Source organism: Tardiphaga sp. 20_F10_N6_6, from assembly GCF_052076045.1.
GTDB lineage: Bacteria > Pseudomonadota > Alphaproteobacteria > Rhizobiales > Xanthobacteraceae > Tardiphaga > Tardiphaga robiniae.
This window is the reverse complement of the sequence record NZ_CP197239.1, coordinates 4,488,773-4,514,344: the sequence shown is the minus strand read 5'-3', so window position 1 is coordinate 4,514,344 and position 25,572 is coordinate 4,488,773. Positions and strand designations below refer to the sequence as shown.

Annotated in this window: 23 protein-coding genes; 10 read left to right on the top strand and 13 right to left on the bottom strand. The window is 61.2% G+C overall.

Annotated elements, in window-relative coordinates:
• Nucleotides 1–5: 5 nt before the first annotated feature.
• Nucleotides 6–953 carry an acetamidase/formamidase family protein gene (locus AB7813_RS21715; RefSeq protein ID WP_439065589.1) on the top strand — a complete coding sequence of 316 codons (948 nt, stop codon included), beginning with the start codon at nucleotides 6–8 and terminating at the stop codon, nucleotides 951–953.
• On the opposite strand, the gene AB7813_RS21710 is transcribed toward AB7813_RS21715, so the two are convergent.
• From AB7813_RS21710 to AB7813_RS21700, 3 genes are all read right to left on the bottom strand, one after another.
• A complete protein-coding gene (locus AB7813_RS21710; protein WP_439065588.1) occupies nucleotides 950–1,969 on the bottom strand; it encodes a carbon-nitrogen hydrolase family protein in 1,020 nt (339 codons plus the stop codon). The two genes, AB7813_RS21715 and AB7813_RS21710, sit on opposite strands and share 4 nt — an antisense overlap.
• Nucleotides 1,970–2,158: 189 nt before the next feature.
• Nucleotides 2,159–2,473: a hypothetical protein gene (locus tag AB7813_RS21705; RefSeq protein ID WP_231078455.1), complete on the bottom strand. Its 315-nt coding sequence runs from the start codon at nucleotides 2,471–2,473 to the stop codon at nucleotides 2,159–2,161.
• Nucleotides 2,474–2,604: 131 nt separating this feature from the next.
• The gene (locus AB7813_RS21700) at nucleotides 2,605–3,162 is read right to left on the bottom strand and encodes a helix-turn-helix domain-containing protein (protein WP_439065586.1); all 558 of its coding nucleotides are present in this window, start codon (nucleotides 3,160–3,162) and stop codon (nucleotides 2,605–2,607) included.
• A 266-nt stretch (nucleotides 3,163–3,428) separates the two neighbouring features.
• Between AB7813_RS21700 and AB7813_RS21695 the strand changes: the two genes are divergently transcribed.
• The 4 genes from AB7813_RS21695 to AB7813_RS21680 all read left to right on the top strand — a co-directional run bounded on the left by AB7813_RS21695 (nucleotide 3,429) and on the right by AB7813_RS21680 (nucleotide 7,474).
• On the top strand, nucleotides 3,429–4,934 hold the full coding sequence (locus tag AB7813_RS21695; protein WP_439065585.1) for a sensor histidine kinase: 1,506 nt from the start codon (nucleotides 3,429–3,431) through the stop codon (nucleotides 4,932–4,934).
• Complete coding sequence (locus tag AB7813_RS21690) at nucleotides 4,927–5,568, top strand: response regulator transcription factor (protein ID WP_089266657.1); 642 nt, start codon at nucleotides 4,927–4,929, stop codon at nucleotides 5,566–5,568. The genes AB7813_RS21695 and AB7813_RS21690 overlap by 8 nt, the downstream gene beginning before the upstream one ends.
• 99 nt (nucleotides 5,569–5,667) lie before the next feature.
• Nucleotides 5,668–6,033, top strand: a complete 366-nt coding sequence (locus AB7813_RS21685) for a response regulator (RefSeq protein ID WP_158596738.1) — start codon at nucleotides 5,668–5,670, stop codon at nucleotides 6,031–6,033.
• A gap of 136 nt (nucleotides 6,034–6,169) precedes the next feature.
• Nucleotides 6,170–7,474 (top strand): PQQ-dependent sugar dehydrogenase, encoded by a 1,305-nt coding sequence (locus AB7813_RS21680; protein ID WP_439065584.1) that lies wholly within the window; start codon nucleotides 6,170–6,172, stop codon nucleotides 7,472–7,474.
• A gap of 63 nt (nucleotides 7,475–7,537) precedes the next feature.
• Here the strand turns inward: AB7813_RS21680 and mmsA are convergent, their stop codons facing one another.
• Nucleotides 7,538–9,031 carry a CoA-acylating methylmalonate-semialdehyde dehydrogenase gene (mmsA, locus tag AB7813_RS21675; protein ID WP_439065583.1) on the bottom strand — a complete coding sequence of 498 codons (1,494 nt, stop codon included), beginning with the start codon at nucleotides 9,029–9,031 and terminating at the stop codon, nucleotides 7,538–7,540.
• A gap of 98 nt (nucleotides 9,032–9,129) precedes the next feature.
• On the opposite strand from mmsA, the gene AB7813_RS21670 reads away from it, so the two are divergent.
• Nucleotides 9,130–10,017: a LysR family transcriptional regulator gene (locus tag AB7813_RS21670; RefSeq protein WP_439065582.1), complete on the top strand. Its 888-nt coding sequence runs from the start codon at nucleotides 9,130–9,132 to the stop codon at nucleotides 10,015–10,017.
• Nucleotides 10,018–10,033: 16 nt separating this feature from the next.
• On the opposite strand, the gene AB7813_RS21665 is transcribed toward AB7813_RS21670, so the two are convergent.
• Genes AB7813_RS21665 through AB7813_RS21625 form a run of 9 tightly spaced genes read right to left on the bottom strand, consistent with a single transcriptional unit; the run spans nucleotide 10,034 to nucleotide 18,868 of the window.
• Complete coding sequence (locus AB7813_RS21665; RefSeq protein ID WP_439065581.1) at nucleotides 10,034–10,480, bottom strand: CoxG family protein; 447 nt, start codon at nucleotides 10,478–10,480, stop codon at nucleotides 10,034–10,036.
• Nucleotides 10,481–10,508: 28 nt separating this feature from the next.
• A complete protein-coding gene (locus AB7813_RS21660; RefSeq protein ID WP_439065945.1) occupies nucleotides 10,509–11,213 on the bottom strand; it encodes an ABC transporter ATP-binding protein in 705 nt (234 codons plus the stop codon).
• On the bottom strand, nucleotides 11,206–11,961 hold the full coding sequence (locus tag AB7813_RS21655) for an ABC transporter ATP-binding protein (protein WP_175369530.1): 756 nt from the start codon (nucleotides 11,959–11,961) through the stop codon (nucleotides 11,206–11,208). The genes AB7813_RS21660 and AB7813_RS21655 overlap by 8 nt, the downstream gene beginning before the upstream one ends.
• On the bottom strand, nucleotides 11,958–12,950 hold the full coding sequence (locus tag AB7813_RS21650; RefSeq protein ID WP_439065580.1) for a branched-chain amino acid ABC transporter permease: 993 nt from the start codon (nucleotides 12,948–12,950) through the stop codon (nucleotides 11,958–11,960). The genes AB7813_RS21655 and AB7813_RS21650 overlap by 4 nt, the downstream gene beginning before the upstream one ends.
• 11 nt (nucleotides 12,951–12,961) lie before the next feature.
• Entirely contained in the window at nucleotides 12,962–13,828 is an 867-nt protein-coding gene (locus AB7813_RS21645) for a branched-chain amino acid ABC transporter permease (protein ID WP_089266642.1), read from the bottom strand.
• 18 nt (nucleotides 13,829–13,846) lie between these two features.
• On the bottom strand, nucleotides 13,847–15,097 hold the full coding sequence (locus tag AB7813_RS21640; protein ID WP_441228361.1) for an ABC transporter substrate-binding protein: 1,251 nt from the start codon (nucleotides 15,095–15,097) through the stop codon (nucleotides 13,847–13,849).
• 29 nt (nucleotides 15,098–15,126) lie between these two features.
• Nucleotides 15,127–17,499, bottom strand: coding sequence for a xanthine dehydrogenase family protein molybdopterin-binding subunit (locus AB7813_RS21635; RefSeq protein ID WP_439065578.1), 2,373 nt, complete (start codon nucleotides 17,497–17,499; stop codon nucleotides 15,127–15,129).
• The gene (locus AB7813_RS21630; protein ID WP_439065577.1) at nucleotides 17,496–18,008 is read right to left on the bottom strand and encodes a (2Fe-2S)-binding protein; all 513 of its coding nucleotides are present in this window, start codon (nucleotides 18,006–18,008) and stop codon (nucleotides 17,496–17,498) included. Before AB7813_RS21630 ends, AB7813_RS21635 begins: the two co-directional genes overlap by 4 nt.
• Nucleotides 18,005–18,868: an FAD binding domain-containing protein gene (locus AB7813_RS21625; RefSeq protein WP_439065576.1), complete on the bottom strand. Its 864-nt coding sequence runs from the start codon at nucleotides 18,866–18,868 to the stop codon at nucleotides 18,005–18,007. The genes AB7813_RS21630 and AB7813_RS21625 overlap by 4 nt, the downstream gene beginning before the upstream one ends.
• A gap of 150 nt (nucleotides 18,869–19,018) precedes the next feature.
• On the opposite strand from AB7813_RS21625, the gene AB7813_RS21620 reads away from it, so the two are divergent.
• The 4 genes from AB7813_RS21620 (at nucleotide 19,019) to AB7813_RS21605 (ending at nucleotide 25,425) form a co-directional block, all read left to right on the top strand.
• Entirely contained in the window at nucleotides 19,019–19,690 is a 672-nt protein-coding gene (locus tag AB7813_RS21620) for a TetR/AcrR family transcriptional regulator (protein WP_439065575.1), read from the top strand.
• Between the two features lie 584 nt (nucleotides 19,691–20,274).
• Nucleotides 20,275–21,891 carry a calcium-binding protein gene (locus AB7813_RS21615; RefSeq protein WP_439065574.1) on the top strand — a complete coding sequence of 539 codons (1,617 nt, stop codon included), beginning with the start codon at nucleotides 20,275–20,277 and terminating at the stop codon, nucleotides 21,889–21,891.
• A gap of 241 nt (nucleotides 21,892–22,132) precedes the next feature.
• Complete coding sequence (locus AB7813_RS21610) at nucleotides 22,133–23,932, top strand: type I secretion system permease/ATPase (RefSeq protein ID WP_184512812.1); 1,800 nt, start codon at nucleotides 22,133–22,135, stop codon at nucleotides 23,930–23,932.
• Nucleotides 23,929–25,425, top strand: coding sequence for an HlyD family type I secretion periplasmic adaptor subunit (locus AB7813_RS21605; protein ID WP_441228360.1), 1,497 nt, complete (start codon nucleotides 23,929–23,931; stop codon nucleotides 25,423–25,425). Before AB7813_RS21610 ends, AB7813_RS21605 begins: the two co-directional genes overlap by 4 nt.
• Nucleotides 25,426–25,572 lie beyond the last annotated feature (147 nt).

Sequence of the window (25,572 nt, the reverse complement as noted above, 5' to 3'; positions counted from 1 at the left end):
ATTCCATGACGCAGACACTGCTTCCGAGCCCGACGACCGTTCATTGGGGTTATTTCGACGCCACGCTGAAGCCGATCGCCGCCATCGATCCCGGCGAGACGGTCACGATCACAAGCGTCAGCGGCACGCGCGAGAACCTCCCGACAGAAGCGGGCATGACCATCCGCCCCGAACTTGTCGCCATCCTGGATGCCGTCACGCCAGAACTCGGGCCGCATATCCTCACCGGGCCTATCGCCGTGCGCGGCGCCCAACCGGGTGACGCATTGCGTGTCGAGATCCTTGATGTCCAGCTCGCGGATGACTGGGGCTACACGCTCTTCAAGCCCGGCATGGGCACGCTGCCCGACGACTTCGACTATTTCCGCCGCGTCCATATCGGACTTGATCGTGCCAGCGGCGCGGTAAAGACCCCATGGGGCATCACGCTAAAGGCGCAACCGTTCTTCGGTGTGATGGGTACCGCGCCGAAACCTGCGGTTGGCCGGGTCAGCACGACCATGCCCTCGCATTTTGGCGGCAATATCGACAACAGGGAGCTCGGCGCAGGCTGCGTTCTCTATCTTCCTGTCTGGGCCGAGGGTGGCCTGTTCTCCTGCGGTGACGGTCACGCCGTGCAGGGTGATGGCGAAGTCTGTGTGACCGCCGTCGAGACCGGCCTCACCGGCACATTCAAGATCGATCTCGTCAAGAATACGCAGTTGGAGGCACCTTATGCCGAGACGAAGGATCACCTCATCTCGATGGCCTTCGATCCCGATCTCGACGAAGCCGCGCGTATCGCGCTCCGCCGGATGGTTAGCATGATCGTCGCACGCACAACGCTGACGCCCGACGATGCCTATATGCTCTGCAGTCTTGCGGCCGATGTCCGCGTCACCCAGCTGGTCAATCTCGACAAGGGCATCCATGTGATGATGCCGCATGCGGTTCTGAACCAGTCGAAGCGCTAAACCGCGCGTTCGGCCGGCTCAAACGCGACCCCTTCGTCGTCGATCTTGTCGACGAAGGTTGCCGGTACGAGGCGCTTGCGATTGATGGTCAGATCGAACACGTCGAAACGATTGTAATAGCCGACCACGTCGTGGAACTGCTTCGGCTCGATGCAGCGCCGCAGGTCGAATTCGGCATAGGCGATGCCCTCCTCGTCCTGCAGCATGTCGCCGAGCACTTCGCCGGTCGGGTCGACGAAGAAGCTGGCGGCCCGCTGCGTGCGATCGATCACATCGACCACGTCGGGATCCCGCGCTATCAGGAAGTCGCGCATCGCCTTGTCCATATAGCCGGCGGTGACGATGCCGAAGGCCTTGGCCTCGAACGAATGCGCGCTGGCGCGAATGCGATTGGCTGCGACATTGTTGAAATTGCCGCCGCTGCTCGGGCGGCGCGTCGGCCACATCGGCGGCCAGCTCGAAATGTGAATCTGCTCGGCCTGCGCCATCAGTGTATAGCGGGCCAGCGGATTGGTGTTCTCGCCACAGATGAGATTGCCGACACGACCCACGGGCGTATCGGCGACACGGAGGCCCGCGCCATCGCCGGCAGCCCAGACCAGCTTCTCATAGAACGTCGGCACCAGCTTGCGGTGATGATTGAGAATACTGCCGTCGGGCCCGATCAGGACATTGCTGTTCCAGATCAGGCCGACGCTGACCGGCGAGCTTTCGCTGATGCCCATCGAAACCGTCACGCCAAGCGCCCGCGCCTCGTTGCGCAAGGCGGCCATTTCCGGACCTGTAATCGAGACCGACTGTTCGGCCATCGTCACGAACAGATCGTGATTCTCGATTGGCGCCCATAGTGCCGCCCAGACCGGAAACGCCGGGATATAAGTTTCAGGAAATGCTATCAGCTGCGCACCCGCGGCCGCAGCCTCGCGAATGATCGAAATCGCCTTCGCCGTGGTGGCCGCGCGATCGAGAAATACCGGCGCAGCATGGACCGCAGCGACTTTAACCTGTGACGACATCGTCATTCTTCCTCTTGCATCGATGCAGCGATGTCTCAGGCTCGTCGGAAGGCCCCGAAATGTCGCTGAACCATGTTCGAGGAGGAACCTATCCATTCAGGGCCGCGGGACCACCGGGCATTTCTGCAACCCGGGGTGCACGGACCACCATGCTTCGAGGATCGACCGGGCCTGGCTGGGCGCCTCGCTTCACCACGTCTGGTTTCGGGAGTTGTCGCCGATGCCGTAGCCATAGCTTGTCGGCGCACTCGCATAGGAATCCATCGGCCGCACCGGCGGAGCAACGGAAGGAACCGTCACGCGGGCGGGAGCATGGACACGTCGCTGCTGTACACGGCGGGCTGCGCTGATGTCGGTGGAGAGCCGGGGATCTCCGATCCAGCGATAGGCCTTGTCGGACGCCGCCGAGCTCTCCGCCATGGAGGTCAACATCACGAAAGCCACGGATGCGGGCACTAAGAGCCACCGCCGGGCCGATTTCATCATCGTGTTGCGCGCAGACATTTGAGCGATCCTTTCATAGTGGTTGAGATAGCGAGATATTTTGGGGTGGAGCATTGATGCGAACTATTCGTCAAAGGCGGGGCGATCATGCAAGCGTCCGTGGCCCGCTTCTGGATACTCCCCGAGGAGCATCACTGCTGTGTTGCGAGTGCGGACATCATCATGTTGTCGCGGCGCCAGACGTTGGGGCTGGCCCCGGTCGCGCGGCGAAACTGGCGGCACATATGGGCCTGATCGGAGAAGCCACAATCGATGGCGATCTCGCAGAGTGACTTGCTGGTGGATGTCATCAGCTCCATCGCACGCGTCAGACGGCGGGAGACGATATAGGCATGGGGAGACTGGCCAAAGGTGGTCTTGAACGCATTTGAGAAGTAACCGCAACTCAGGCGAGCGAGACTCGCGAGATCCGATACTTGGATCGCCTCATCCAGATTTGAATCAATGTGGCGCTTGATCCGCTCCGCCTGCCAGCGTGCGAGGCCGCCCCTCGCGGGGCTGACGGGCGACGGTTGGGAGGGCGCCTCGAGCAGCGATGCAGCCTGCCTGATGCAGCGAAGAGCCGCACCGACATCCGATCCAATCGCCTGCCGTGCATCTAGCAGGAGCTGGGCGACCGTCGTAGAACTTGCGTCAGACAATACACCGGCAAACGAGTCAGAATTCTGGGACTGTGAATCGAGCAGCATATCGGTCTCCTTTGGGTGGTGAATGCCATCGACATCGCGATGACTTCGACGATCCAAGGATGAGAGATTCCGGCCGCGCTAACCATTCTACGAGAATAGAGATTCAAGAAACGAAGGTAATCCCGCCCTATACCAAGGTTTATTTCGGGCGAGACGCCACAGACTTCGGACGACTTCACCATTCCCTGCAGGACGCACGCCCTGCTTCCTATTTTGCGGCTCAAATGACCAATTCTGATCGGGTGCACCGCCCCTCACAGCTGCCCATGGCCATTGCGACAGCTATCCTTGCTGCGGGTATTTTCGCGTTCGACGCCTTCAGCACGTTCGAGATCGCCGTCGCGGCGCTTTATATCGTCGTGCTGCTGATGGCGCTCCGTTTCACCAATGTCACGGGCATCATCCTGATCGCTCTGGGCTGCATCGGCCTGACAATCCTCGGCTATCTGATCGGCCACGCGAACGACCCCAATGAGGGAGCAATGCTGCGCGGCGCCGTCAGCGCGCTCGCCATTGCCATCGCCGCCGTGCTCTGCGTCCAGATCAGGATGTCGGACGCAAGGCTTCGGCGGAGCGAAGAGCGCTATCGCAACATCTTTCAGGGCACGAGTGTTGCCATCTGGGAGCAGGACTTCACGGAAGCGGCCAATGCCTGCGCGCCGATCCTGCAACAAGGCATTCCCCGATTGCGCGACTATCTCATCGCCAATGAGGGCTTCCTCAAACATTGCCTGTTTCTCGTCCGGACCCTCGACGCAAATGACGCCGCGAAGCAATTGATCGGCGATCTCGACCAGAAGAACGTTCGGCAGTCCTGGGATGCGGCACTTGAGCCGGAGACTTTGGTCGCCTTTCGCGAAATCCTGCTCGCATTTCTTGCGGGAGAAAGCTCATTCACGATTGAAGCGGCCATCCGTGCCGTCAACGGCGAGTTGCGCACGACCATCGTCACGGCAACCTTCCCCACCGATCGGTCTCGCTCCGTCCTGATCAATTCGCTCGATGTCACCGCCAAGATCGCAGCCGAGCAAGCGCTCCAGCAGAGCATCGCAGAACTCACCCGCGTCTCGCGCATCGCGACATTGGGGGCCCTGACGGCATCGATCGGCCATGAGGTCAACCAGCCGCTTGCCGCCGTGGTGACCAATGCGGAGGCCGCCTTGCGCTGGCTGTCGCGGGAGCGGCCCGATCTCGGCGAGACCACGGCCTGCCTCAAGGAAGTCGTGCAGGAGGGCCGCAGGGCCGGCGACATCATTCACCGGCTGAGGTCGCTCGCCGTGAAGGGCGAGTTGGCGCGCGGCCAGGTCGACGTCAACGCTATCGTCACGCAGGTACTGGCGATGGTTCAGCGCGATCTGGCACAGCACCAGATTTCAGCAGTCCTCGACCTGACACCCGATCTGCCCACCATCGTGGGCGACGAGGTGCAGCTTCAGCAGGTGCTGATGAATCTCGTCAACAACGCCGTCCACGCCATGAAGGCGAGTGCGACGAAGGAGCTGAGGGTGTGGTCGGCACTCGATGCGACGCGGGGAATTCTCGTCTCGGTGCGCGATTCAGGATCAGGTATCCCGGACGACCATATGCAACGCCTGTTCGCGCCGTTCTTCACGACAAAGGCCGAGGGAATGGGCATCGGCCTCTCGATCTCCCGATCCATCATCGAGTGGCATCACGGACGCATCTGGGCGGAACGAAACGAGAGTGGTGGAACCACCTTCCATTTCGTGATACCGACGGCCACCGCAGAAGGATCCGGCAACCTTGCCTAACGACGCAGAAGCACCTTTGGTCGTCGTCGTGGACGACGAAGCCGCCATCCGCACTGCGGTTGGCAGTCTGCTGCGCTCGGTCGGATATGAAGTCAGCTTCGCCTCCTCGGCGGTCGAGCTTCTCGAGAGCGACATTCTCACCAGGGCCAGCTGCCTTGTCCTCGATATTCGGCTGCCGATCGTCAGCGGCCTTGATTTCCAGAAGCGCCTGGCCGATCTCGGCGGCAATACGCCCATCGTCTTCATGACCGGCCATGCCGATGTGCCGATGACGGTGCGCGCCATGAAGGCCGGAGCCGTCGATTTTCTCGCCAAGCCGTTTCGCGATCAGGAAATGCTCGATGCCGTCGCGGGCGCCGTGGAGCGCGACCGCAAGGCGCGGCAAGAGCGCGATGGACTGGCCGATATCAAGGAGCGTTTCGGCACTTTGAGTGCGCGGGAACGCGAGGTGATGGAATTTGCCACCGCGGGGTTGCTGAACAAGCAGATCGCCGCAAAGCTGAACCTCAGCGAAATTACGGTTAAGATCCATCGCGGCAAGATGATGAAGAAGATGGACGCAAAATCCTTCGCCTCCCTGGTGCGCATGGCCGAGGCAATCGGCATGAAACCAGCTCCCGGTACCTCCCGATAAACCTCAGTATGATTTCGCTGCACGGCGTTATTTGACAATATTCTGGGCGAAACGGCTCAACACTGGGGTCGCTGTCAAAGCCGCCGTGTGGAGATTGCGTTGAACTCTGAACATGCCATTGCCATCATCGACGATTCCTCGTCGGTTCGCCGCGCGCTTGAAAGCCTGCTGCGATCGCTGGGCTTTATCGTCCTCAGCTTCGAATCCGCCGAAGCGTTTCTGACATCGCCGTCGGTGCTCGCTACGTCATGCGTAGTGACCGACGTCGAAATGCCGGGCCTCACCGGCATCGACCTCTATGAGCGCATGCGCTCGGACAAGAACCAGACGCCGGTCATTTTCATCACGGCCAATTCCGAAGAGAAAGTGCGCGCGCGACTGGGCAGCACGCCCTGCGTCCTCAACAAGCCGTTCGAAGTCGACGAACTAGCCGCCTGCATCAACCAGGCCATCGCGGCGCCATAGCCGCCCGCACCGCCCCGGTCGTCATGGCGCCGATCCCCCATGAATGACGGGCTCGCATGCCCTGCACGCCGTCACGCGGCGGTTTTAACCCGCGTAGGTGTCGGATAGTGTGCGCGCACTTACATGGGGGAATGACATGAGTTTGTCTGGAGTTTTTGCGCGCGTCGTTGCGGTCATCGGCGGCGCGGCGCTGCAGTGGCGCCGCCTGCAGGGCAATACACACGCGCCCGCCTGGGGCAGCGCGCCCGTTGTGCCAGAGGCCAAGCCGCAAGGCGCCATCCCCACGCTGAAGATGCCGACCGCTCAGGGCTGGGCCGCGGGACAGAAGCCAGTTGTCGCGCCCGGGCTCAAGGTCAATGCCTTTGCCTCCGGCCTGAAACATCCGCGCTGGATCAACGTGCTGCCCAATGGCGACGTTCTGATCGCCGAGGCGACGCAGGTTGCCGGTCCCGTCCGTAACATGTTCGGCTATGCGATGCAGGCCACGATGCGGCGGGCCGCGGCGCTCGGCGTCAGCGCCAACCGCATCACGCTGCTGCGCGACCGGGATGGCGATGGCGTCGCCGAGACCAGCCAGACCTTCATGGAGGGACTGAACCAGCCGTTTGGCATGGCGCTGCTGAACGACACGTTCTATGTCGGCAATGTCGATGGCGTGGTGGCCTTCCCTTATGTGGCGGGCGCTGACAGCATCACCGCGCCGGGCAAGAAACTCACCAATTTCAAGTCGGGCGGCCACTGGACGCGGAGCATCCTGCCGAGCCCCGATGGCAGCAAGCTGTATATCGGCGTCGGTTCGCTGAGCAACATCGCCGAAGGCGGCATGGAGGTCGAAGAAGGCCGCGCCGCTGTCTATGAGCTCGATATTGCGACGGGCAAGAGCCGCATCTTCGGCGCCGGCTTGCGCAACCCCGTCGGCCTCGCTTGGGAGCCGACGACCGGCGCGCTATGGACCGTGGTCAATGAGCGCGACGGCCTCGGCGACGAGACGCCGCCGGATTACCTGACCTCGGTGCGTGACGGCGGCTTCTACGGCTGGCCCTATTGCTACTGGGGCAAGACAGTCGACGACCGCGTGCCGCAGGATCCAGCGCTGGTCGCCACCGCGATCACGCCCGACTATGCATTGGGCGGCCATACCGCCTCGCTCGGCCTCTGCTGGCTGCCCGCCGGCACGCTGCCGGGATTTCCGGACGGCATGGTTATCGGCCAGCACGGGTCGTGGAATCGCAGCACGCTCAGCGGCTACAAGGTCGTCTTCATCCCGTTCGTGAACGGCAAGCCGTCCGGACCGCCGCGGGATATCCTGTCGGGCTTCCTCGCACCGGACGAGAAGGTGTCCTATGGACGCCCCGTCGGCGTCACACTCACCCCGGACGGCGCGTTGCTGGTGGCCGACGATGTGGGCGACGTGATCTGGCGTGTGACGGCCGCGGCCTAAGGGCGCGGAATAGACCGGCAGGCTCGTGGAGCACGCGTTAGTCGCGCGCCCCACGCTCCGACCTTACTTCATTGTCGGCATCACGAATTCCGGACCTTGCGCAATGCTCGTTGGCCAGCGGCTGGTGACGGTCTTGAGGCGGGTATAGAAGCGAACGCCTTCCGGTCCGTGCATCGAGTGATCGCCGAACAGCGAGGCCTTCCATCCACCGAAGGAATGGAACGCCACGGGCACCGGGATCGGCACATTGATGCCGACCATGCCGACGCGGATGCGATGAGCGAATTCACGCGCGACGTCGCCGTTTTGCGTGAAGATGGCCGTGCCGTTGCCGTATTCGTTGTCGTTGATCATGCGCGCTGCCGTCGCATAGTCCGGCGTACGCACCACCGCGAGCACCGGCCCGAAGATCTCTTCCTTGTAGATCTTCATGTCCGGCGTCACGTGATCAAACAGCGAACCGCCGATGAAGTAGCCGCCTTCGTTGGACCGGAAGTCCCGACCATCGACGACCAGCTTGGCGCCCTGTTCGACGCCGGAATCCACATAGCCGCGCACCTTGTCGAGATGCTGCTGGGTCACCAGCGGGCCCATTTCAGATTCAGCATTGAAGCCAGATCCGACCTTGAGCGCACGAATCTTTGGCTCCAGCTTGGAGATCAAGGCATCCGCCATCTTCTCGCCGACCGGCACCGCGACCGAAATCGCCATGCAGCGCTCGCCAGCTGAGCCATAGGCGGCACCCATCAACGCATCGACGGCCTGGTCGATGTCGGCATCCGGCATCACCACCATGTGGTTCTTGGCGCCGCCGAGTGCCTGGCAACGCTTGCCGGTGCTCGTCGCGGTCGAATAGATGTAGCGCGCGATCGGGGTCGATCCGACGAAGCTGATCGCTGCAACATCAGGATGATGCAGTAGCGCATCGACGGCTTCCTTGTCGCCATGTACGACGTTGAACACGCCGGCTGGCAGACCGGCTTCGGCCAGCCATTCAGCAATCAGAAGCGATGCCGACGGATCACGCTCCGAGGGCTTCAGCACGAAGGTGTTGCCGCAGGCCAGCGCCACCGGGAACATCCACATCGGCACCATGACCGGGAAGTTGAACGGCGTGATGCCGGCCACGACACCAAGCGCCTGACGTACGCCGTAGCTGTCGACGCGCGTGCCGACATTCTCGCTGACTTCGCCCTTCAGCAGCTGCGGAGCACCCACCGCGAATTCGACCACTTCGAGGCCGCGCTGGATTTCGCCCTTGGCGTCCGACAGGGTCTTGCCGTGTTCGGAGGTGATCACAGCCGCGAGATCGTCGATGCGATCTTCACAGATGCGCAGGAATTTATTGAGAATACGGGCACGACGCAGCGACGGCGTATCGGCCCAGCTCTCTGCTGCCGCGAGTGCGGCAGCAACCGCGGCACCCACTTCGGACGTGCTGGCGAGGCCCACCTGAGCGGTCTGCTCTCCCGTCGCAGGGTTGAAAACCGGCGACGTCCGGCCGCTGCGACCTGCCACCTCCTGTCCGCCGATATAGTGCTTGATTTCCGAAGCCATCGAACTCTCCTTTGATGCTCCGGCGGTCTTGCGCCGCTTCCCCGGCCCGGACAACGCGAAGTATTGCGGCTTCGATGTGCAGCAAATAGAGTCCAACGATGGATTGGGACAAAGTTCGGATTTTTCTGGAAGTCGCCCGTACCGGCCAGATTCTGGGTGCCGCCAAGCGGCTGAAACTCAACCATGCAACAGTGGCGCGCCAGCTCACCGCCCTCGAAAAAGACCTGAAGACAAAGCTGCTGAACCGGCAGACAACGGGCTCGTCGCTGACACCATCAGGGGTTGCCCTTCTCGCAGCGGCAGAGCGCGCCGAATCCGAACTGCTCAAGGTCGGATCGCAGCTCACATCGGCCGCCGACAAGGTGGCCGGCACGGTACGGATCGGCGCGCCGGACGGGCTCGGCAATTATTTTCTGGCTGACAAGCTTGGCGGCTTTGCCGCAGCCAATCCGGATCTCATCGTCCAGCTCGTGGCGCTGCCGCGCACCTTTTCGCTTGCCAAGCGCGAGGCCGATATCGTGGTGACGCTGGAGCGGCCCGACGAAGGCAAGCTGATCTGCACCAAGCTCACCGACTACACGCTCAGCGTCTACGCGTCTGAGGACTATCTGGCTCGGTCGACGCCGATCCGCGAGCCCGGCGATCTCGCCGACCACCTGCTGATCACTTACATCTACGATATCATCTACAGCCGCGCGCTGGACTATGCATCGACCTTCAGCGAACTGATCACCCGCCGCTTCGAATGCGGCAGCGTGGTCGGCCAGCTTGAAGCAGTTCGTGCGGGCCACGGCGTCGGCATCCTGCACGACTACGCGGCGCAGCTTTATCCCGAGTTGAAGCGCATTCTGCCGGCCAGTCGCTTTACGCGAAGCTACTGGCTGGTGTCACATCCTGACACGCATGATACGAGCCGGGTCCGCGAAGTGCGCCGCTATATCGTCGCCAAGGTGCGCGAGGCGCGCAACCAGTTCATCGTGCAATAGGTCACAGCCGCTGCGCTCAGATTGCGGAAACGACCGCGCCGAATTTGGTGAAGAACTCACCCGCCAGCTTCTTGGCTGTGGAGTCGATCAAGCGCCCACCGAGCTGCGCCAGCTTGCCGCCGATCTGGGAATCGACCTCATAGTACAGGATCGTTTCACTGTCGCTCACCGCATCGAGCCTGATTGCTGCGCCGCCTTTGGCGAAACCGGCGACACCGCCGGAGCCTTCACCCATGATCCTGTAGCCGTTTGGCGGGTCGAGATCACTCAGCGTCACCTTGCCCCCGAAGGTCGCTTTCACCGGGCCCACCTTGATCACGACCGTTGCCGTCATCTCGGTCGGTGACGTCATATCCAGCACCTGACAGCCGGGAATACACTGCTTCAGCACAGCGGGATCGTTGAGCGCGGCCCAAACCTTGTCGCGCGAGGCCGGAAGGGTTTGGCTGTCTTTCATCTGCATGGGAGTGACCTGTCTGCAAGCATGCGCGTCAGACCGCGCAATAACGTTCCTGGATTTCCTTGTCGGCAAGCAATGCCGCCGAGCTGCTCTCGTAAACGACCTCGCCCTGGTCCATGATGATCGCGCGATCAGCAAGGCGCAGCGCCCATTCCACATTTTGCTCGACCAGCAGCAGCGTGACGCCCTGATCGCGCAGCTTGCGGAACAGAACGCCCATCTCTTCGACCAGCACCGGCATGATGCCTTCCGAGGGCTCGTCCAGCAGGATCATCTTGGGTTTGGCGATGGTGGCGCGGGCGATGGCGAGCATTTGCTGCTCGCCGCCGGACATGGTGACGCCTTCCTGATCGAGGCGCTCCTTGAGGCGCGGGAAGCTCTCTGCGATTTCCTCGATGGCTTCGCGCTCGTCGATCTTCCCGCGGTTGGCAACGAGACCAAGCTGGAGATTTTCGCGCACCGTGAGTCCCGGAATGATCCGGCGCTCTTCGGGCACATAGGCAAGGCCGAGCCTGAAACGATCATGGGCGGGCATCGACGTCAGGTCGTTACCGTCGAATGTCATGCCGCCCGTGGTTTTCGACATCAACCCCATGACCGAACGGATCGTGGTGGTCTTGCCGGCGCCGTTACGGCCGACCAGCGCGACGACTTCGCCCTGCGCCACCGAGATCGAGACCCCATGCAGCGTATGGCTGGCGCCGTACCAGGCGTTCAGGTCTTTGGTTTCAAGCATAGCCATCGTTCTGTCCCAGATAGACGCGACGAACCTCGGGGTCCGTCTGAATGTCGTGCGGCGTGCCATCAGCGATCAGCCGGCCATGGTGCAGCACCAGAATCCGGTCGCTGAGGCCGAGGATCATCTTCATCTTGTGTTCAACCAGGAGGATGGTGCGTTCCGCCGCCAGCTTCTCCAGCAGCGCCACCATTTCCTTGGTCTCTTCCGGACCCATGCCGGCGGTCGGCTCGTCCAGCAACAGCACTTCCGGATTGGAGATCAGCGCGATGGCAATCTCCAACGCACGCTGCTGGCCATGGGCTAGAAACTTGGCGGTCTCGTCGCGCTTGGTGACCAGACCGACAGCCTCCAGCGCCGCATCGGCTTTGGCATCAAGCTCTGTGAACTTGTTCCGGTTGGTCCAGATATTGTAGCGCGAGCGACTGGCCTGCGCGGCGACACGAACGTTCTCGTGGACGCTCAGATCGGGAAAGATGTTGGTGATCTGATAGGAGCGCGCGATGCCGCGATGCACGAATTCGTGCTGCTTCGTGCCCTTGAGATCGTCCCCCTTGAAGCGGATCGATCCGCTGGAGGGGGTAAGCACGCCGGACAGCACATTGAAGAACGTACTCTTGCCGGCGCCATTAGGGCCAATGATAGAGGTGACGCGACCCGGCCGGAACTCCGTCGTCACGCCTTGCAGCGCGACGAAGCCGCCGAACCTCACTCCGATATCGTTGACGGCGAGAAGCGGCGCGTTCATCGCATGACCCTTGTGAGAAATGTGCCCCAGATGCCCTTGGGCAGGAACAGCACGAACAGCACGAAGATGGATCCGACGATGATCTGCCAGTGCGACGTCCACAGCGAGAACACGTCTTCCATCACTAGGAACACCAGCGCGCCGATGAACGGCCCGAAGAAGCTGCTGGCGCCGCCGAGCAGCGTCATCATCACGATCATCCCGGAGGACAGGTAGTGCAGCGAATCCAGTGGCACGAAGGCCAGATGCAGCGCCGACATAGTGCCGCCAAGGGCGCAGATCGTGCCTGACAGGGTAAATGACAACAGCTTGGTGCGCTCGACATTGTAGCCGCAGGTCCGCGCACGACGTTCGTTCTCGCGGATCGCCTCGATAGCTGCGCCGAATGGCGAGTTGAGAATGCGCGAGACGAGCCACAGCGCTAGCGCTGCGAATACCATCAGCACGTAGTATTTGTTGACCGGGTCGAGAAAATTGATCTCGAATCCGAACAGATTGATCTTGTTGACAGTGAAACCGCGCAGTCCGTTCTCACCACCTGTCCAGGACGGTGTCTGGAGCGCCACGTAATAGACCAGCTGCGCGAGCGCGAGCGTCACCATCGAGAAGTAGATGCCGCGCGTGCGCGTGGACAGCGCGCCCATGACGAAGGCCAGCAGCGCACCGCCAATAACACCCATCAGCACCGCGAGATACCAGGGCACACCGAACTGGCCGATGGCGATGCCGGTGATGTACGCCCCGGTGCCGACAAAGGCCGCGTGGCCGAACGACAGCAAACCGGTATAGCCGAATAGCAGATTATAGCCGACGGCGACCGTGCCGTAGATCAGGACGTTCACCGCCAGCGCCTTGGACGGCAGCAGCCACGGCAGCAGGCATAGCGCGAGGATCGACAGCGGGACGCGATATTTGGTCACGAGCGATTTGAAGCGCGCAGGCTTTCGCGCACTGGCGGAAGGAGAAACGGCGAGCGCCGGTGATGTCATGGTCCGCTCCGTTACGCGAGTTTGCCGAACAGGCCCTGCGGCCGGATCAGAAGAACGATGGCCATCAATGCGAACATCACGATGGTCGCCATTTCCGGTGCGAACAGCGCGGTCATGCTGATCACGACGCCGACCAGAAGACCCGCGATGATCGAGCCGACCAGCGAGCCGAGGCCGCCGATGACAGTCACGACGAAGGCTTCGGCCAGCACCAAGGCGCCCATTTCCGGATTAACTGACCGCATCGGCCCGGACAGCACGCCGCCGAGCGAGGCGAGACCGACACCGAGCCCGAACACCAGCAACCAGACCTTGCTGATATCGACGCCGAGCACCTTCATCATGGTCGGATCGCGCGCGCCGGCGCGCACGATCAGGCCGAATTTGGTCTTCTCCAGCCCCATCCACAGCAGCACCACGACCAGGAAGACGACGCCGACGACGAAGATGCGGTAGATCGGAAAGAAACCGACGCCGAGATCGACCACCCCGGTCAGTGATGACGGCGTCGGGAATGGAATGCCGTCACTGCCGAATACGATCCGCACGCCTTCCACCAGCACGTAGCTGAGACCGAAGGTGAGCAGAAGCGGATCGTCGATCGAACGGCCGTAAAGCGGACGTATCAGGACATATTCGATTGCCATCCCGAACACGCCGATCATGATGGGGGCAACGAGCAGCCCCCACCAGAAACTGCCGGTCAATGAGGCGACCCATAGCCCGGCATAGGCGCCGACCATGAACAGCGCGCCATGCGCGAAGTTCACCACACCGAGCATGCCGAAAATGATCGACAAGCCGAGCGCGGTGATCACGAGGATCGCACCGAGGGCAACTCCGGAGAAGAGTTGCATCAGAATGAGTTCTGTATCCATGGACGACGAATGCCTTCGTTAGGCCGGGAAGCCGAGTTCAGTGCAGCTGCGCAGCACGTTTTCCGAAGCCGGCTCATTGGCCACGATGCTGAACAGATCGCTGTCGCCCTTCATATCGGCCTTCTTTTTGGACTCGAGCACGAGGACCGACTGGACCGACTGGTGATCACATTTGCGATAATATTGCGGGCCCTTGGCGACATCGTATTTCAGGCCTTCCAGCGCCGCGATCACCTTGTCGGTGTCGGTACCGCCAGCCACCTGCATCGCCTGCAGCAGCGACGAGACGCCGGTATAGCCATAGGCGCCGTAGTCGGTCGGGATCGCGCCGCCATTGGCCGCGCGATAGGCGTCGTTGAACGCCTTTGCGCTCGGCAACTGGCTCTCAAGGCCCCAATAGTAATTTGAACCGCCAACGACACCTTCGAACACTTCCGGGCTCACCGCCAGCCGCTGGTTATGCAGCAACACTGGCACGACGATCTTGGCCTGCTGCTTGAGGCCGAAATCCACCGCCTGCTTGATCGAATTGGCCTGGTCGCGGCCGAAATTGCTGATGCACAGGATATCCGGACGCATCGAGCGCAGACGCGGCATGAAAGTCGAGTAATCCGCAGCACCGAACGGGTGCATGATCTCGCCAACGGTCTCGGCGCCGATTGCGGCCTGCGCACGCTTGAAGCCGCGCAGCATTTCATGGCCATAGGCATAGTCGGCCACGAGATGCGCGACCTTGGTGCCCTTCTTGAACGCATGGCGCGCCACGGCACCTGCGGTCATGGTTGGGTTGAGAGCTTCATGGAAGGTGTATTTGCTGAAGTCCTTGACCTCATTGATGGTGTCGGACTGGCTGATGGAGACATAGAGCACGCCGCGGGCACGCGTCACTTCATTGACCGCGAGCTGCACCGCGCTGGACAGCGATCCGACGATCGCATGGACCTTGTCTTTTTCGATGAGCTCAAGCGTGCGCGTTGCCGCCTCGCCGCCATTGAGCTTGTCATCGCGCACCAGCAGCTCGATCTTGCGACCGTTAACGCCGCCCTTGTCGTTGAACTGCTTGACGGCGAGCTCTGCGCTCTTGACCTGATCCTTGGCTTCCGCCGCGAACGGGCCGGTCAGCGGTGTCGGAAAGCCGATGCGGATCGTGTCATCGGCAGCGCGTGCGATCCACGGCATGGCGACGACGCTCGCGCCGGTGCCGAGCGCGGCCAGCACGTGGCGGCGCGAAATATGATTGCGTTTGGTGTCTCGAATGTCCTTCGTCATGATGTCCTCCGTTTGATTTCTTTTATGAGTCAGATGTGTCCAAGCGCCTTGAGTATTCGTGCAGGTGTCATTGGCACCTGCGCGAGCGTGCCTCCGAATGGCTTCATCGCATCATTCATCGCATTAAGTGCTGCTGCCGATGCCGCAGCCGTGCCGGCCTCGCCGACACCCTTGGCGCCGAGCTGGGTATCCAGCGTCGGCGTCTCGACATGTCCGATTTCGATGTCCGGCATCTCCACCGCCATCGGCACGAGATAGTCGGCGAGCGAGCCATTGGTGAGCTGGCCGTTGTCTCCGTAGACGCATTCCTCGAAGAACGCCGCGCCAAGGCCCTGCACGACGCCGCCGCGGATCTGCTCGTCGACCAGCAGCGGATTGATGACCCGGCCGCAATCTTCGACGACCCATAGCTTGAGTATCTTGACCAGACCTGTCTCGACATCGAGTTCGAGATGGCAGGCCTGAACGCCATTGGTGAAGGCGAAGGGATAGCCCTGCGGCGCATAGTGGTGCGCGACGGACAGCTGCGCTTGGGTGCCGGGCGGCAGTGTATCGGAACGGAAGTAAGCGATGCGCGCGATCTCGGAGAGTTCGATACGCTGCTGGGCGGTCGCGACATCTACGATCCAGCCACTATGAATATCGAGCTTCTCCGGTTCGTCCTGCAGGATCGCCGCAGCCACCGCGAGAACATTGGCTTTTAGCTTTTTCGTCGCTTGCAGCGCCGTCTCGCCGCCAATGCCGGCGCCGCGACAGGCGTAGGTCGCGCCGCCATGTGGGGTAGTGTCCGTATCACCTGTCATCACCTTGATGCGATTGCTATCGACACCGAGATGTTCGGCGACGATCTGCCCGATGATGGTCTCGGTGCCCTGCCCGAGTTCGGTCACTGAAATCGAGCAATGGACATCCCCCGACGGCGTGATCTTGATGATGGCGCCATCCTGCGACGAGATGCGCGCACCGCCGACGCCATAGAAGGCCGGACCGGGATTGGTGATTTCCACAAAGGTGGCAATGCCGATGCCGCGATGAATGCCTTTGGTCCGCAGTTCCACCTGCTCGGCGCGCAGCCGGTCGTAATTCATCATCTCCTTCAGCTTGGCGAGACAGGCATGATGCGACAGTGCTTCGAACTGATAGCCGGTCGGCGACGTGCAGGGATAGGCATCGTCGGGGATCAAGTTGCGGCTGCGGATGTCGAACACATCCTGCGCGGTCTTGTCGGCGATCATGTCCACCAGACGCTCGGTGACGGTGCAGGCCACCGGATGACCGACGGCGCGGTACTGGCTCATCTGCACCTTGTTCTGGAATACCACTTGGAGATCAGCCCGGTAATTCCTGAACGTGTAAGGCGCGCCCATCAGGCGATAGACCTGATTGCCTTCGACCACACTGGTGCGCGGATAGGCCGAGAACGCGCCGATGCCGGTGACATCCTCCACATCCATCGCCAGGATATTACCGTCGATATCCGCCGCCATGCGCGCGCGGACGCGGTGATCGCGCGCATGGATGTCCGACACAAAGGATTCAATACGGTCGGCGACATATTTGACTGGGCGGCCCAGCATCATGCTGAGCCCGACCACCGCCATGTCCTCGTGATACATGTGCAGCTTCATGCCGAACGAACCGCCGATATCCGGTGCGATCACGCGGACGCGGGATTCAGGGAGGCCGTAGTGGCGGGCATAGATGTCCTGGAACTGATACGGCGTCTGCGTCGCATGATGCACCGTCAATTGCCCCTCGCTGGCATCGTAATCAGCGATGATCGCGCGCGGCTCCATGGTGACCGCCGTGTGGCGGCCGAAGTGAAACTCCTCCTCCACCACATGCGCGGCGCCGGCGAAGACATCCTCGACACCACCGGTATCGATCTTGCCATGGAAACAGAGATTGCTGCCGAGTTCCGGTGAAATCACCGGCGCATCCGGTGCGCGCGCAGCGTCGATATCGACAACGGCGGGCAGTTCATCGAACTCGATATACACCGCCTCCGCTGCATCTTCAGCCAGTGCGCGCGCATCGGCCACGACCGCGACAACCGCCTGGCCGGACCATACGACCTTGTCGATCGGCAACGGCAGCTGCGGCGGTGACTTCATGCCCTTGAAGTGATCCATGGTGCCGATCCATGGCGCGCACAGTTTTGCGAGATCCTCGCCGGTAGCCACCAGTCGCACGCCGGGCATCTCGCGCGCCGTCGTCGCATCAATCGAGACGATGCGGGCGTGCGCATAAGGACTGCGCACATAGGCGACATGCAGCATGCGCGGCAGAGTGATATCGGTGACGTAACGGCCGCGGCCGGCGAGCAGCCGCTTGGCGTTCGGGCGCGGCACCGAGCGGCCGATATAGGAATTCGGACGATCGAGTGGAGTCAGCACGCTCATGCGCCAACCTCCTCGGGAGCCGAAGCATTCGCGCCCGCATGACGATCGCGCGCGACCTTCTCGATCGCATCGACGATTGCCTCATAACCGGTGCAACGACAGTAATTGCCCGACAGTGCGTCGCGAATGTCCTCACGCGACGGCACACCTGGCTGCGACAACAGGGCGTGGGCTGTCATCAACATGCCGGGCGTACAGAAGCCACATTGCAGGGCGTTACGCTGATGGAACGCCTCCTGGATGTCCGCAATCACCGCCCGATCATTGAGACCTTCTACCGTCTCGATGGCCGCCCCGCTCGCCTGCACCGCGAAGGTCAGACAAGAATGTACGACGCGGCCATCCAGAATAACCAGACAGGCGCCGCAAACGCCCATCTCGCAGCCGGTATGGGTGCCGGTCAGTTCCAGCGTCTGGCGCAGGAAATCCGCTAGCGTGATGCGCGGCGCGATGCTGCGCGACACCTCAGCGCCATTCACCGTCATGGTGACATTGACGAGATCGCTCATGCGCCCTGCCTCCCGATCTCGCCCAGCAGTCGACCGAGAAGAACGCGCGCAAGATGGCGCTTCATGGCAGGCGGCGCGTGCTCGTCTTCAGGCGGATCGAGATCGTCGCCAACGACGGCCTGCGCCGCAGCGATCGCGGCCTGATCCAGCCTCTTGCCGACCAGACTGTCCTCGGCCTGCCGGGCGCGCAGCGGCGTGCTGCCGACGGAGAAGAACGCAATACGCACCTGTTTGACGACGTCATCGACGAATTCGGCGAGAACACCGCAGCCGACCAACGCAAAGTCGCCACGCCGACGCGCAAGCTCATGAAAGGCCCAGCGATGATTGGGCTGAACCACCGGCACATGAATCGCGACAAGAAGCTCGCCCGGTTCGATCGCTGTCTGAAACAGATCGAGGAAGAAATCGTCGGCCGGCACGCGGCGTACGCCGTCGCGGCTAGCAATTTCGAGCTCGGCGCCCAGCGCCAACGTCATCGCCGGGAATTCCGACGCAGGATCGGCATGAGAGATACTGCCGCCGAGGGTGCCTTTGTTTCGTATAGCCGGATGCGCCACATGCGGCGCGGCTTCGCTGTAGAGCGGCGCGTGCCGGCGGATCAACGGATCGGTCAGCACTTCGTGATGGCGGGTGAGCGCGCCGATGCGCAACCAGTCACCCTGCAGGTCGACACCACGAAGCGTCGAGATATGCGCGATGTCGATCAGCAATTGCGGCGCCTGCAACCGCAAGGCAAGCGCCGGCACGAGGCTCTGGCCACCTGCGATGTAACTCGCATCGTCGCCGGCTTCCTCGAACGCTTTCAAAGCCTCCACCACCGTGGAAGCCCTCACATAGTTGAACGCCCTCGCCTTCAACGTCTTCTCCCTAAACGTCTCGCGGACGTCCAGTTGTGACCATTTGGTCGGAAATCTAGAACACGTCGATTTCCCCGGGTCAACTTAAAATGACCATTTGGTCTCTTTTTCGAATTGAGCTATTCAGAACTCCCGCAACGCGAAGAAAAAATGGCAAAAAAGCCCATCAAATCAGTCGAAAGGCCACCGCGTCGCAACATGCGCGCGGCGGAGCGCGAGCGCTTCATCGTCGATGAAGCCGTGAAATTTTTCGCGGAACACGGCTTCGGCGGGCAGACGCGCGAACTGGCGAAACGCATGGGCATCACCCATTCGGCAATCTATCGCCACTTCCCGAGCAAAGAGGCGCTGATCGAACGCGTCTATGAAGAGATCTATCTCAGCCGCTGGTCGCCGTCCTGGGCCGGCCTGATCCAGGATCGCACGCTGTCGCTGCAGGCCCGGCTGTCGCGCTTCTATCTCGAATATGTCGAGCAGGTCTTCGAATACAACTGGGTGAGAATCTTCGTCTTCTCCGGGATGAAATCGTTCGACATCACCAAACGGTATCTTCAGATCGTCCGCGAACAAATCATCGAGCCCGCCTGTTGCGAACTTCGTCACGAGTTGAAGCTGCCTTCAAGCGATCAGGTCCCGCTGTCGGAGCGCGAAGTCGAAATGTTCTGGGGTTTGCACGGCCGCATCTTCTATATGGCCATCCGGCGTTTCGTCTACGACACGCCGACACCGGAGCGACTGGACGACATCGTCAACGACGCAGTGAGGGTGTTTCTTGATGGCTCAAAACAGCTGATGCCTGAGCTTGTACAATCGGCATCATGACATTTGTAGCACAGCCACGCCGGCAGATTGATCAAGCTGCTCGAGCGCATGAAGTGCAGCTACGGAGCCAGGTTCTGCCGCGGCATTGATGTGACCCGGCACCGGCGCACGCATTTTGCGTCGAAAGAGTGAGATCGCGCCACACCGACATTACGGGCTTTCCGAAGTGCAACGCCCGAAATGGGCACCCGAGGTCGGAGAGAAGCTTGCTGTCGTCGTCACGAGTGCAACTGCAGCAGAGGAAAGCGAAACGCGCGTCACCGAGTATCATTTCTCTCAGCGATACTTATGCGCGCTTGTGTAGTTCCTTCACCGCATCGGGACTATCGAAAAGTACCGCTGCGAACAGATTGAATCGTTACGCACCGTGCTAACACTTCTCTGATACCAGCCTCCAAGTTTTAGCACAATAAACTCACTGTTTCGTCCGGTGCTGCGACAAACTCCCGCCTCAAACGTAAACAAACGTTAATCCATGGGCGCTTCGATCAAAGCTAACGCAGAACTGTAGTTACATACCTGCATTTACTTTTACGAAGATTCTTGGGGGCCTCGTCAACGTACTACAATACAGGGGAACGGTATTGGCAACATTACACTACGCATCAGGCGACAACATCGACGCACAAGGTAACTTCACCCCAGCTCAAGCAGGCTTCAATCTTGCCGACGTTTCGTCGGTGGAGCAAGTGAACGCTTTGCCGGCAGGCGTGAAGGGCCTCGTCTGGCTCGATCAGGGTGACGGCGTCACCCAGAGCTTCATCGACGCTGTGAAACCTTACATCGGTAATCCCAACGTCTACGGTTTCTTCCTTAAGGACGAGCCAGATCCCACGGGGCAGTGGAATACCCTCGTGACCGCTGCAAACCTGAAGGCTGAGTCCGATTGGATTCACGCCAACGTTCCGGGTGCGAAGACGTTCATCACCATGATGAACATGGGATCTTCGGATAATCCCAGCTTCGCGAATACGTACACCCCGGAGAACACCCATATCGACCTCTTCGGAATCGATCCGTATCCGGTGCGGTCGGATAGCTCGACAGTCGACTACAGCATGATTGACAAGGCTGTCGCTGCCGCCAAAGCCGCTGGAATTCCGGAGGCCAGCATCGTCCCGGTATTTCAGACATTCGGCGGCGGTAACTGGGTCACCGATCAGGGTGGTCACTATGTGATGCCGACCGCCGCGCAGGAACAGCAAATGCTCGACCATTGGGCATCTGTCGTTCCCAATCCGGCTTTCGACTACGCCTACGCCTGGGGATCGCAGAACGGAGACGTGGCGCTGGAAAACTCGCAAGCGCTCCAGAACGTATTCCTGCAGCACAATACGAGCACGACGACGGATTCGACGTCGACTGGAAGCACGACTCCGGTTGACACGTCGAGCAGCAACCCGACGACGCCGGTCGATACGTCGCATAGCGGCACCTCGACGGATACGACGTCTTCGAGCGATTCTTCGACGACGCCCACGGCCTCTCAGCCAACGACGACGGCGCCGACCACCGATACCAGCGGCTCCGGGCACAACCACCATCACAAGGCTGACTCCTCCCAGTCGACAGATGGAAGCACATCGTCCGGTTCCGGAGGTGGACACCATCACCACGGATCCGCGGCAAACGCGTCCGTGAGCACTGCAACGGATACCGCTTCCAGCAGCGTTACCGACACAGCGTCGGTCGACACCTCGACTGCGCCCACGACCACCGAGCCAACGACGACGGCGCCGACCACCAACGCCGGCCACTCCGGGCATAACCACCATCACAAGCTGGACTTCTCCCAGCTGACCGATGGAAGCACCTCATCCGGAGGTGGACACCATCACCACGGATCCGCGGCAACCGCGTCCGTGAGCGTTGCAGCGGATACCGCTTCCAGCAGCGTTGTCGACACCTCGACTGCGCCTACGACCACCGAGCCGACGACGACGGCTCCGGCCACCGACGTCGGCAACTCCGGGCACAACCACCATCACAGGCTGGACTTCTCTCATCTCACGGATGGGAACAAATCTTCCTGGGGTGGTCATCATCAGCACGCATCCGCTTCGCCCGCTGCAACCGCAGCAGCGACGGCTGCAACGGATACGGCTTCGAGCGACGTCACCGACGCAACTCTGGCGCCGCATCTGGACCTCGCCAGCCTCCACAACAACCATCACGTGGATCACCATTCGTGGCACTGGTAAACCCGCAGAACTGAGTCTGCGACAAAGAACGACATATGCGCGGTGATCCGCGCATATGAAAGCGACTTGGGGGGCCTTCATGGCCCCCCATTTGGGGATCATCGCGGCCAGTATGGTCGCGAGAGGAATGCCGTCTCGCGCAGTGCGGGATGTGTTGCGTACGAGCCAATTCGCGCTCGCTTCTTCGCATATGGCTTCTCTAACGTTAGCGCCGTCCGATCCGGGCGGCCTGGATGCACACATGTATACTTCAGCAAGACCGCCCGCGCTTGCGGACGCTTTCCGCCAGATACGTCCAGGCCTGCTTGCCGCTGGCGGGCTGTCTATCTTCATAAATCTCTTGGTGTTCGTTTCGCCGCTTTATACGATGCAGATCTACGATCGCGTGCTGACGAGCCGAAACGCGATGACGCTGTTGCTGCTTTCGCTGATCGCGCTCGCGCTTTTCATCAGTTACGCAGCACTCGAGCACTTTCGTAGCCGTGTTCTCGTGCAAACCGGAATTCGCTTCGACCATTTGCTGTCAGGAGAAGCTTTCGAAACGGCTCTCGCACAGGCAGTGCGCACAGGAAGCTCGCATCATGTTCAGCTGTTGCGCGACGTCGACACATTGCGCGACGTTCTATCCGGCGGCGTGATCACGTCTCTGATGGACGCACCCTGGACTCCGATTTTTCTCGGCATGTGTTTTCTGCTTCATCCATCGATCGGCATGGTTGCTCTGACAGGCGCGCTGGTCATCCTTGCGCTCGCCTTTCTCAATGAGCGCGCCACCAAAGCGCCGCTGATGGCGGCTTCGTTCAAGAATCTCCACGCTCTGGACCGATTGACGTCCTCGCTTCGTAACGCGGAAGCGATCCGTGGTCTCGGAATGGGGCCTGCCATACGCGCCGCCTGGGGCGCCACGCATGGACAGGCGCTCGTTGAAAGCGCCAAGGCCGGAGAACGCGGCGGAACGCTGCTCGCAATCTCGAAATTTCTGCGGATGGCGATTCAGGTGGCGATTATGGGCGTCGGGGCTTACCTGGCAATTCATCAGGAGATCTCGGGAGGCGTTCTCTTCGCTGCCTCCTTGATCATGGGGCGCGCGCTCGCACCGGTAGAGGCGGCTGTCGCGCAATGGAGAGCGTTCGTGTCGGCGCGGACGTCTTTTTCCCGCCTCGACGAGGCTCTGCGGACGCGGGCGACGGAAAGACAACCGACGCGATTGCCGCCCCCGGTCGGCAACATCTCCGTCGAGGCTTTGACCGTTATGGTACCGGGATCGCAGCTGGCGGCGATTTCCGATGTCAGTTTCCGGCTGTCACCTGGCGAAGTTGTTGCGATCGTCGGTGCGTCCGGTTCCGGCAAATCTTCCCTAGCGCGCGCGCTGGTTGGAGCCTGGCCAGCCGCACACGGTTGCGTACGCGTCGATGGAAATGACATCCGGCATTTCGAGGCCAGTTTCCTTGGACAAAGTTTCGGTTACTTGCCGCAGGATGTTGAATTATTCGCCGGGACCGTCCGCGACAACATCGCTCGCTTTCGTGACGGCGCGTTGGATGAACAGGTTGTCGAGGCGGCGCAGCTGGCTTCGGCGCATGCCATGATCCAGCGGCTGCCGCAGGGCTACGACACTGTCATCGGGGAAAACGGGGCGGGTCTTTCCGGCGGCCAGCGACAACGCATCGGGTTGGCCCGCGCACTTTTTGGCAGGCCCGTCTTTGTCGTGCTCGATGAACCGAACGCCAATCTGGACGGTGACGGCGATCGTGCTCTGGCTGATGCCATCCAAATGCTCCGTCAACAGCGTGTAACGATCGTGATCATCAATCACAGACCAAATCTCCTTTCATTGGTCGACAAGATTGTTTTCATGCATGACGGACGCATCGGGCGCGCGGGTACGCGCGAAGAGCTTCTTCCCTTGCTTCTTGGTGAGACCGTTGCGCCCATGCGCCGCGAACCGCGGATCGCAACAGAAAGCCACCGAGTTGATGGGGCCTCGCGCCACGCGCCGTTCCCAAGTTCGGTTCGGCCTGTCCATGTCACGAGGCAATGATGAAGATTCCCAAATTGCGAGCAGAGATTGCTGCTCAGGACGAACTGGCGCGACTCCTCAGACGTTTGAGCGATGGTGGCCACGCGTTTCGCAGGCCTGATGTCTTGCAACGATTTGTGGAGATCAAGGCGCAGTTGCTGATCTGGCTATCAAAGGTATGGCTGTCGATATTCCCGAATCGAGACGCCGGGAACGCAAATGGCGATCCATCGGGCGATTGGCGCACTCCGGCGAGACGCGGCTTTGGTATCGTGTTCCTGACCTTCGTAGTGTTTGGTGGTTGGGCTGGCCTGGCCTCCATCGATGGTGCCGTCGTGGCTGCAGGCTCGATCGTCGTCGAGAGCGACCGTAAGTCCGTTCAGCACCTGGAAGGTGGCATCGTCCAAAGCCTGATGGTGAGGGGCGACGCGCATGTCGAACAGGGACAGGTGCTGTTGCGACTCGATCCAACACAGGACCGGGCGCGGGAGGAGATGGCGCGTTCGGCCGTGTATTCGGCAATCGCGGAAGAGGCGCGTCTGCTTGCGGAAGCCGATGGGGCCGATACGATCACGTTTCCATCCGAACTGACGCAGAAGGCCTCCGATCCCTCTGCGCAGCGTGCCATGGGCGACCAGAAGCGGCGGTTCGAGGAACGCCGCGTCGCGCGAAAGATCGAGGTTTCGATCCTTGAAGAAAAGATCGGACAGGCGCAGCGCCAGATCCAGGGAAACGCTGCGCAAAGCAAGGCTGCACGCGCACAGTTCGACAGCATGGCGCAGGAATATACCAAGCTCAAGCCGCTCGCCGACCAGGGGATCGTTCCGTTCGCGCGGATTGCGACTCTGGAGCGTTCCAAATCCGACCTTGAGGGCCGAATTGGTTCATACGACGCCGACATCGCGCGCTTCGGACGGATCATCGACGAAGCACGGTTACAGATCAATCAGGTCGGGCAGAAAGTTCTGGAGGAAGCCACCGGTAAGCTTGCCGACACCCGCGCTCAGCTCGCTGACGCGCGCGAGAAGCTGCGCATGGCCGCAGACGTTCTCGGTCGGATGGACGTTCGCGCATCTCGCTCCGGACGTATCGTCAATCTGAAAGTCCACACGGTCGGCGCGGTGATCAAGCCGGGCGACGTCTTGATGGAGATCGTGCCGGACAACGACGTCCTCGTGGTTGCCGCGAAAATATCCTCTCTCGACGTCAATCACGTACAAATCGGCATGCCCACAGAAGTGCGGCTTCCCTCGTTCAAGGCTCGCTCGACGCCGATCGCCATCGGCGAAGTTCTTTCGGTGGCAGCCGATGCGCTTCGCGACGAAGCCACGCACCAGCCTTACTACGAAGTCAAAGTTTCAGTGCAAGTGACGAAATTTCCCGACAAAATTCGCGAGAAGCTCAAACCCGGCATGATGGCCGACGTCCTGATCGCGACTGGTGAACGCACCGTTCTTGCCTATCTCATGCAACCGATGACCGATGCGATACGGCGTGGCATGCGGGAGGACTAAGGCGGCCAACCGGCGTCGCGACTTGCCGAGGCATCGCCGGCGGCTTGGTTCAGCACAACCATCGTTGCCGCAACGCCTAGACATTGCAGATGTTGGAGCGTTGGATGAACGAGCGGGTGCGAAGGCAGCTGCGCATGCGGCGAGGCG